General features: G+C 62.7%; 9 protein-coding genes. 7 read left to right on the top strand and 2 right to left on the bottom strand.

Going from position 1 to position 5,942, the window contains the following annotated elements:
- The 7 genes from ACEW8G_RS10590 to ACEW8G_RS10560 form a co-directional block, all read left to right on the top strand.
- Positions 1-207: dephospho-CoA kinase (locus ACEW8G_RS10590; RefSeq protein WP_373488386.1), on the top strand; the 207-nt coding region annotated here is incomplete at its 5' end.
- Positions 208-232: 25 nt separating this feature from the next.
- Entirely contained in the window at positions 233-931 is a 699-nt protein-coding gene (gene dnaQ, locus ACEW8G_RS10585) for a DNA polymerase III subunit epsilon (protein WP_373488385.1), read from the top strand.
- Between the two features lie 124 nt (positions 932-1,055).
- Complete coding sequence (gene hpf, locus ACEW8G_RS10580; RefSeq protein WP_373488384.1) at positions 1,056-1,616, top strand: ribosome hibernation-promoting factor, HPF/YfiA family; 561 nt, start codon at positions 1,056-1,058, stop codon at positions 1,614-1,616.
- Between the two features lie 197 nt (positions 1,617-1,813).
- Positions 1,814-2,275, top strand: a complete 462-nt coding sequence (locus tag ACEW8G_RS10575) for a PTS sugar transporter subunit IIA (protein WP_373488383.1) — start codon at positions 1,814-1,816, stop codon at positions 2,273-2,275.
- Positions 2,276-2,291: 16 nt separating this feature from the next.
- Positions 2,292-2,783 carry a PaaI family thioesterase gene (locus ACEW8G_RS10570; protein WP_373488382.1) on the top strand — a complete coding sequence of 164 codons (492 nt, stop codon included), beginning with the start codon at positions 2,292-2,294 and terminating at the stop codon, positions 2,781-2,783.
- Positions 2,780-3,133, top strand: coding sequence for a DUF1491 family protein (locus ACEW8G_RS10565; RefSeq protein ID WP_373488381.1), 354 nt, complete (start codon positions 2,780-2,782; stop codon positions 3,131-3,133). The genes ACEW8G_RS10570 and ACEW8G_RS10565 overlap by 4 nt, the downstream gene beginning before the upstream one ends.
- A gap of 190 nt (positions 3,134-3,323) precedes the next feature.
- On the top strand, positions 3,324-4,016 hold the full coding sequence (locus tag ACEW8G_RS10560; protein WP_373488380.1) for a cell wall hydrolase: 693 nt from the start codon (positions 3,324-3,326) through the stop codon (positions 4,014-4,016).
- A gap of 228 nt (positions 4,017-4,244) precedes the next feature.
- On the opposite strand, the gene dapD is transcribed toward ACEW8G_RS10560, so the two are convergent.
- Positions 4,245-5,087: a 2,3,4,5-tetrahydropyridine-2,6-dicarboxylate N-succinyltransferase gene (dapD, locus tag ACEW8G_RS10555; protein WP_373488379.1), complete on the bottom strand. Its 843-nt coding sequence runs from the start codon at positions 5,085-5,087 to the stop codon at positions 4,245-4,247.
- Positions 5,087-5,758 (bottom strand): pyrimidine 5'-nucleotidase, encoded by a 672-nt coding sequence (locus ACEW8G_RS10550; protein ID WP_373488378.1) that lies wholly within the window; start codon positions 5,756-5,758, stop codon positions 5,087-5,089. Before ACEW8G_RS10550 ends, dapD begins: the two co-directional genes overlap by 1 nt.
- Positions 5,759-5,942: the final 184 nt, after the last annotated feature.

Below are 5,942 nucleotides of genomic sequence, written 5' to 3'. Positions count from 1 at the left end.
GATCTGCCATGGCAGCAGCGCCAGCGCGTGCTCGCGCGGCCGGGGATGACAGCGGCGCGGCTGCGCCAGATCCGCAAGCTGCAGCTGGCCGATCACATCAAGCGCCGCCTTGCCGATCATGTCATCCCGACCGGCGGCACCAGGCTTGCCACCCGGCAGGCGGTGCGCCGCTTGATCAGCGATATACGCTCGTCTCTTGCGCGATGAACAAATCGCGCCAATACTCACTGAAATGAGAGAGATCATCTTCGACACCGAAACCACCGGCCTGTCCCCCGATGAAGGGCACAGGATGGTGGAAATCGGCTGCATCGAAATGGTGGGGCGGATCGCAACAGGCCGCACCTTCCATGCCTATTTCAACCCGCAGATGCCGATGCCTCCCGAAGCCGAGCGGGTGCACGGCCTGGCCGATGTGTTTCTGGCCGACAAGCCGCTGTTTGGTGCGCGCGCCGAAGACCTGCTGACCTTTCTGGGCGATGCGCAGCTGGTTGCGCACAATGCCGGGTTCGATATGCGCTTTCTGAATGCCGAGCTGGGACGGGTCGGGGCCGGTCCCATCGCGATGACCCGCGTGGTTGATACCGTCGCGATGGCGCGGTCAAAGTTTCCCGGATCGCCAGCCAGCCTCGATGCGTTGTGCAAACGCTTCGGCGTCGACCGCAGTCACCGCGTGCTGCACGGCGCGCTGCTAGATGCCGAACTGTTGGCGCAGGTCTATATCGAGCTTACCGGTGGGCGGCAGATCGGGCTGGGGCTATCAGAGGAGATATCGGAGGCATCGCCGGGAGGCGCGCGGCTGCATTTGGTGCCCTCAACCCCTCGCCCGCACCGCCTGCCACGCCCGTTTGCGCCAACCGCTGAAGAGCTTGCGGCGCACGCAGACTTTATTGCCAAGATCGAGCAGCCACTCTGGCTGTCCGCGCGTTAAGCACCCGCTTGTAACAAGGAGGATATGACACCCACTGCCCCGGCCCTGTTGCTTCGCGCAGGGCGATATCTGTCCGGCCTGGCCCGCCATCCCGTCCGGCCAGCGCCCAGAAATGGAGAACATCATGGACATTCGTGTTTCAGGTCATCAGGTCGATACCGGCGAGGCGCTCAAGGTGCATGTCGCCGACCGGCTTAATGCGATTGTCGAGAAATATTTTTCAAAGGCGTTGTCGTCGAATGTCACCTTCGGGCGCGGGCCGCATGACCAGTTTCAGTGCGACATCGTCACCCATGTGATGCAGGGCCTGATCCTGAAAGGCCACGGGCTGGCGCCCGATGCGCATGTCTCCTTCGATGGCGCTGCGGACAAGATCGAAAAACAGCTGCGCCGCTATATGGGCCGCTTGAAAGGTCGTCATGAACAGATCCAACACGCGGCGCGGGAGGAAGATGCGGCCTATGTGGTGTTCGATGGCGGCAGTGAAGAGGTTGAACCCGGTGATGCGCCGGTGGTGATTGCCGAAACCCGGGTCGATGTGCCCGAATCCACCGTGTCGGATGCGGTGATGATGCTTGATCTGCGCAACACAAACGCCCTGCTGTTCAAGAATTCGGGCACTGGCCGTCACAATATGGTCTATCGCCGCCCCGATGGTTCGATCGGCTGGGTTGAACCGCACTGACGATCTTGTGATGGCAGTGCGGTACAGCACTGCGGCTCTTGGCTTTTGAGGCAATCTGGTGCATGGCGCGCCGCGACACGCTGGTCAGATGAAGCATTGCATCGTCCAGCAACAGCGGCATGGCCGCGCGATACCCAATGCTAACCCCGGCCGCACCGCAACGGTGCGCCCGGCTACATATCGAGATGACGACGATCATGGCATGGTTTGAACTGGACAAGCAGGCAGTGCTGATATCGGCGCGCGTGGCCGATAAGCAGCATGCGCTTGAACTCGCTGCTGAACAGTTCAGCCACTGCTATGGGCTCGACAAGCAGGCGGTGCTCGCCTGCCTGCTGGAGCGCGAAACCTTGGGCTCCACCGGCTTCGGGCGGCGTGTTGCCATTCCCCACGGCAAGATTGACGGGATCGACCGATCGGTGGCGGTGCTGCTGCGGCTGGGCAAGGCGATTGATTTTGGCGCCATCGACAATCTGCCGGTCGATCTGGTGATCGCGCTCATTTCGCCGGTTGCGACCGGAGCGGTGCATCTGCAGGCGCTTGCGCACATCTCGCGGTTGACCCGTGATGAAAAGACGCTGGCCAAGATCAAGGGCACCGATGATCCCGGCACCGTCTATGCGCTGGTCACAGCCGAGCTGGACCGTGACGCTGCCTGAAGAGACTGGGCCTGAAGTGGCTGGGCCTGAATCTGGCGGGCATAAGCCTGCCAAGCAGGCAGAGGCGGGGGCGCTGGCGCATTATCGGGCACTGGAACGGCTGTATGCGGCGGCATCGATCAACCGCTTTTTTCCCTCGCGGCTTTCAATCACCGGCGATGGCCGGGCACGGATCGATTTCGATGTGACGCAGGACTATTTCCATGCCGCAGGCGCCGCGCACGGCACCTTGTATTTCAAGATGCTCGATGACGCTGCTTTTTATGCCTGCAACGCGCTGGTCACCGACCGATTCCTGCTGACCACCGCCTTCAACCTGCATTTCACCGCCCCGGTGCGTGCCGGACCGGTGCATGCCGAAGGCCACTGGGTCAGCGGGCGCAGGCGGGTGTTCGTCGGCGAGTCGCGGCTGGTCGACAGCGACGGCGAAGAGATCGCGCGCGGCACCGGCACGTTCATGCGCTCGCATATCCCGCTGTCGGGGCTTGATGGCTATGCCGGCACATGATCCCGCCGCGTTTGGCTGCGCATATGCGAATCGAAGCGCTCAAACGGCTCACCCAGGGCGCGGGCGGCTTTGCCACAGTGGTCAAAAAAGGTGACGCCGTCTCGGGCGCGATTTTGGTGATTCGTACCATTCGCGGCGGGCAAAACACTGTTCTTGAACGAATTTCCAATCTGGACGGGTCCGCTCACTGGCAGGAAATCTGGACCGATAACGCGGCTGATATTGCAAACAAGGGCGAGTTGTCCGCATATCTGGCGCGCAGGGGCACACAGGACCCGGATCTTTGGGCGATTGAACTGGATGTCGCCAACGCGGCACAGTTGGACGCAATATTAGGTCAGTGTGATTGACTTTGTTGCGGTGCACAATCAGGGGGCTGCTCACTTGAACGCGCAGGCGGTCCAAAAGGTTCCACTCCAGGGATCGGGCTAGCACGCAGACGGGGGGAAGCCGGCAAGAGCGGCGCATCGGACCAGACATGGCCATGATGCAACTATCGTCTCTTGCCAATGGCGACCAACCGCACAGCTAAAGACTTCGATGAGCAAGATTTTAAAGGCTGCCAGTGCGGTAGCTGTAGCAGTTTACACGATTGCCACCTTTACCCTGACCGATGCCTCCGCCGCCTTTGCAACGCCGCTGATCGCTGACCTGATCCAACCGGTGCCCGCGGCCTCAACCGAGACCCCTGCTGCCGAGTCTGACCAGACCGCCGCCGTCAACGCCAACGGTGATGCCCCGGTGCAGACGGTGCAGACGATCCAGACCGTGCAGACCATCCAGCAAATCGACACCCAGACGGTACGTCCGCCAATCCAGGCGGAGACGCTCGCCCAGCTGGTGTCGCAGCACAGCATTCCCGCATCGATGGACCCGGAACTGCGCTGCCTTGCCAGCACCGTGTATTTCGAATCGAAGGGCGAAACGCTCAACGGCCAGCTGGCGGTCGCAAAGGTCGTGCTTGAGCGCCGCGATTCGCCGCGTTTTCCCAACAGCATTTGCGGTGTTGTTTACCAAAAGAGCCAGTTTTCGTTCGTACGCGGTGGCCGGATGCCCGCCATCCCCGCCGGCAGCAAGGCCTGGGCGCATGCAGTTGCCATTTCGCAGATCGCGCTGAACGACCATTGGGAGAGCCCGGTTGAAGGCGCGCTGTTCTTCCACGCCCGCCACGTCTCGCCGGGCTGGCGCCTGACGCGCATGGCATCCATCGATAATCACGTCTTTTACCGCTGAATTTTCCGGTCCGTCAGGATCGACAGCACGCAATCCTTTGGGTCGCAAAGGACTGGGGCGGGCGCAGCAATGCGCTCGCCCCTATCGTCTCCAAATCCTCGCCTGCAAGGGGAGGGGGACCGTTCGCGCAGTGAACGGTGGAGGGGTGACGCCCTCTCTCCAAAGTGGACACCCCTCCGTCTCGCCTGCGGCGATCCGCCTCCCCTTAAAGGCGAGGATTTAGTGTCCTCAGCTGCGCAGCAGCTCGTTGATCCCGGTCTTCGAGCGGGTCTGCGCGTCCACGGTCTTGACGATCACCGCGCAATAGAGCGAGGGGCCGGGGCTGCCGTCGGGCAGCGGCTTGCCGGGCATTGCACCGGGCACGACGACCGCAAATGGCGGCACCTTGCCATAATGGACCTCGCCGGTGGCGCGGTCGACGATCTTGGTCGATGCGCCCAGATATACGCCCATCGAAAGCACCGCGCCCTCGCCGACGATCACGCCTTCCGCCACCTCGGAACGCGCGCCGATGAACGCGCCGTCCTCAATGATCACCGGCCCGGCCTGCAGCGGCTCCAGCACACCGCCTATGCCCGCGCCGCCCGAGATGTGGACATTGCGGCCGATTTGCGCGCAGCTGCCGACCGTCGCCCAGGTGTCGACCATCGTGCCTTCGCCGACATGCGCGCCGATATTGACGAAGCTGGGCATCAGCACCGCGTCCTTGGCGATGAACGATCCATAGCGCGCGATGGCACCGGGCACGGCGCGAAAGCCCGCCTGGCGGAATTGGGCGCTTTCCCAACCGGCGAACTTGCTCGGCACCTTGTCCCACCAGATCGCGCCGCCGGGGCCGCCGCTGATCTCCTCCATCGGGTTCAGCCGGAAGGAAAGCAGCACGGCCTTCTTGAGCCACTGGTTGACCTGCCAGCCGCCGCTGCCATCGGGCTCGGCCACACGCACTCCGCCGCTGTCGAGCAGGCTCAGCACATCCTTCACCGCACCGCGCACCGCGCTTTCGGGGCTGGTATCGAGTGTGTCGCGGCCATCCCATGCGGCATCGATAAAGGCTTGCAGCGTGCTGGTCATCATGCAGTCTCCCCGGTGAGCGCGCCGAGCCAGGCATCGAGCGCGCTGATTTCATGGTCGATATAATCGTGATCGGCATCGTGCGTGCCGCCATCCGATCCGTTGTTCAGCCAGATGGTGGTCATGCCAAGCGCCTTCGCGGGCTTCAGATTGCGCGCGATGTCCTCGACAAACAGCGCCGATGCTGGATCGACCTGCAACGTGTCGATCAGGCTGGCATAGGCGGCATCGTGCGGCTTGGGCCGGTATTGCGCGGCATGAATGTCGTGAATCGCCTCAAAATGCGTGTCCAGCCCCAGCTTTGCCAACACCCGCTGAGCATAGCGCGCATCGCCGTTGGTGAACACCAGCTTGCGCCCTGGCAGCGTTGTCAGCGCTGCGGCGGTAGTGGCACAGGGCCGGATCCGCGACAGGTCAATATCGTGCACGAAATCGAGGAAATGGTGCGGATCAACGGCATGATCGCGCATCAGCCCGGCAAGCGTGGTGCCGTGCCGGTAATAATAATCCTTCTGGATGCGCCGCGCCTCCTGCGCGTCAACCGACAACAGATCGGCGATAAACGTGCCCATCCGCGCGTCGATCAGCGCGAACAGGTCGGTCTCCGCCGGATAGAGCGTGTTATCCAGATCGAAGATCCAGGTGCGGATATGGTCAAGCTGCGGCGGCATGTCTGACAAGCGCCTAGCTGTGCGTCGCGCAATCGGCAAGGGTGTAGCCTTGCTGCCATTCGGCGATCACCTGTTCATCGGCTTCATCGGCCAAGCGTCTCGACTGTTCCATGTGGAACAGCGGTGCATCAAGCTGCGCCAGCGCCCAGACCGCCGCGCCGCGCACCACCGGCGCGGGGTCGCC

The sequence above is a fragment of the Blastomonas sp. genome, assembly GCF_041747255.1.
GTDB lineage: Bacteria > Pseudomonadota > Alphaproteobacteria > Sphingomonadales > Sphingomonadaceae > Blastomonas.
Note: the sequence above shows the minus strand (reverse complement) of the source record. Positions and strands in the feature narration are given on the sequence as shown.

Coding starts and splice junctions, on each gene's coding strand:
- ACEW8G_RS10560 (WP_373488380.1), top strand. CDS start 3,324: ATGAGCAAGATTTTAAAGGCTGCCAGTGCGGTAGCTGTAGCAGTTTAC.
- dapD (WP_373488379.1), bottom strand. CDS start 5,087: ATGACCAGCACGCTGCAAGCCTTTATCGATGCCGCATGGGATGGCCGC.
- ACEW8G_RS10565 (WP_373488381.1), top strand. CDS start 2,780: ATGATCCCGCCGCGTTTGGCTGCGCATATGCGAATCGAAGCGCTCAAA.
- hpf (WP_373488384.1), top strand. CDS start 1,056: ATGGACATTCGTGTTTCAGGTCATCAGGTCGATACCGGCGAGGCGCTC.
- ACEW8G_RS10575 (WP_373488383.1), top strand. CDS start 1,814: ATGGCATGGTTTGAACTGGACAAGCAGGCAGTGCTGATATCGGCGCGC.
- dnaQ (WP_373488385.1), top strand. CDS start 233: ATGAGAGAGATCATCTTCGACACCGAAACCACCGGCCTGTCCCCCGAT.
- ACEW8G_RS10550 (WP_373488378.1), bottom strand. CDS start 5,758: ATGCCGCCGCAGCTTGACCATATCCGCACCTGGATCTTCGATCTGGAT.